This is a genomic window from Serratia microhaemolytica, assembly GCF_004011885.1.
In the GTDB taxonomy this organism is placed as follows: domain Bacteria; phylum Pseudomonadota; class Gammaproteobacteria; order Enterobacterales; family Enterobacteriaceae; genus Serratia_G; species Serratia_G microhaemolytica.
The window spans coordinates 1-1,797 of sequence record NZ_SBEF01000099.1 but is presented as its reverse complement, the minus strand read 5'-3'; the positions used below and the strand labels follow the sequence as shown (position 1 = coordinate 1,797).

General features: G+C 40.0%; 3 protein-coding genes. 2 read left to right on the top strand and 1 reads right to left on the bottom strand.

The window, feature by feature from the left end; translation table 11 throughout:
* The first annotated feature begins 230 nt into the window (after window positions 1-230).
* Both EOJ37_RS14070 and EOJ37_RS14065 read left to right on the top strand, forming a co-directional pair.
* Entirely contained in the window at window positions 231-446 is a 216-nt protein-coding gene (locus tag EOJ37_RS14070; RefSeq protein WP_240651728.1) for a SymE family type I addiction module toxin, read from the top strand.
* A 32-nt stretch (window positions 447-478) separates the two neighbouring features.
* Window positions 479-820, top strand: a complete 342-nt coding sequence (locus EOJ37_RS14065; protein WP_127960497.1) for a SymE family type I addiction module toxin — start codon at window positions 479-481, stop codon at window positions 818-820.
* 250 nt (window positions 821-1,070) lie between these two features.
* Here EOJ37_RS14065 and EOJ37_RS14060 read toward each other — a convergent pair whose 3' ends face one another.
* Window positions 1,071-1,370, bottom strand: coding sequence for a hypothetical protein (locus EOJ37_RS14060; RefSeq protein WP_127960496.1), 300 nt, complete (start codon window positions 1,368-1,370; stop codon window positions 1,071-1,073).
* Window positions 1,371-1,797: the final 427 nt, after the last annotated feature.

Genomic DNA, 1,797 nt, shown 5'->3' with positions numbered 1-1,797 from the left:
TGAAAAATGTTGAATAAATGCATCAAGGTACATGATTGTCTCCCCAAAGAGAGTATAAGATCATGCTCTACAATTTACGTCAATACTGCCATTGCGTTGGTTAAAAAACATTCGTGATCTTGCCCTGCCGGAAAATCCCTTTAATGATTAGCCGGTTTTGCATGATGCAGAGTCGATTAATGGCCTTAAGGTGAGTTCGCCATGCTATTACGAAGTATTTTGGGCTGTCGTTGCGTGGCAAGTGGTTACAGGAAGCCGGATTTATCCAAGGCTTGCCGGTAAAAATCCGCGTGATGCCGAGATGCCTGATCATCACCGGTCAGGATATCAACGAGCTGTGGCAGTGCCTGGAAGGGTTGAGCGTGGAGTCGTTCGAGGCAGAACAGCAGCAATTAACGCTGGAGTGGTTAAAACAATATCCTAACGGATTGATGATTGAGTCATGAATTAAATTAATTATTCGACTTGAGGGAATAAAATGAATACACTAAAATATAACCACGGCCAATTAGGAAATGGTATTCCGGTACTGTCTATTGAGGGTGATAATATTGCCAAAGCCGGTTTTACTTCCAATGCTGTATATGTGATTGACAAGTTAGATACGGCGCTGATGTTGACTTTGCTGGAAGATGAACAGGATATCAAAACCGTTATTTGCCATTGCCGGAATAATCATAACCAAGATATTGCTTTAGATAGTGTAGCGGAAAGTGGCGAACTCTATTTAGCCGGGGAATGGCTGATAGAAACTGGCCTGGCAGGCCAACCGCTAGATATTTTTGTTACACAAGGAAAGGTGATAGTAGAAAGGCTGTAGCGTAAATTGCAGCTAAAAGAAAAGGCCAGATCTGTTATAAGTTCCGGCCTTTTTTATGATCAATAAGTTGGGACAAAATACGATGAGAGCGTGGGACGCAACACCATTTACCTCACAACAACTCACTTTGGATTGGTTAAAGCAATACCCTAATGGGTTGGTGATTGAGGAATAACACTAAACCCTTAGCGGCTAAATAAATAGCCGCTAAGGTAAAGCTCAGAAACCATTTTTCATAATCACGAACATACTAGTCACCAGTGACTCTTATAGACTTTATAGTTTCCCCAGTAGTTAAATTTAAAATATGATGAAGTTCCTGAATACACTCTGTTAATTGTGGACTTATCTCCTCTAACTCACTTAAAAACATGTTAGCCTCCTCACCATTAAAAACGGCATCTGCAAGATAATAGTCACTAATTTTTCTTAGCATTTTACAGCTAGACCATCTTGTGGATTTAGAAAAAATACTGGCATGGAGCGACTCAGAAATGACTAAGTCGATTTTTTCTCCTTTGGATGTTGTTATCTGCAAGTCCAAGCCCATAATTACCTTCACTTAATGATGACATCAGTTAATTTTAATTCCCTGAAAACACTTTGCGGGAATGAAGTGACAAGATCACCGTTTGATTCAACAACAACTCTAACTTTATTCAGCGGAACTCCATCGGGTGTCACGCCCACGTTTTTCTTATAAGTTTTCTCAAATATAAATCTATCACCATCCTTTGTTATCCTATCTGGCTTTCTAAATGTGTCCCTAACAGTTTTTTTCCATGAGGCGTTACTAATAGTCCATTTACTTTTATGTTCCCATCCCGCCTTTTGGCCAACATGCCTATCCTGTTATTTCCCACACTCTCACCGAACGATTAAGGCTTTTTTTCCCAAATTACCGTCATAACAACCTAGCCCGTTATAACGGTAATTTGGCACAATGAATTTCTGTGGCTAAAAACTCTCCTCAAAAA

Excerpts from the sequence above, each read along its gene's own strand:
- EOJ37_RS14065 (WP_127960497.1), top strand. The coding sequence starts at position 479 with ATGAATACACTAAAATATAACCACGGCCAATTAGGAAATGGTATTCCG.
- EOJ37_RS14060 (WP_127960496.1), bottom strand. The coding sequence starts at position 1,370 with ATGGGCTTGGACTTGCAGATAACAACATCCAAAGGAGAAAAAATCGAC.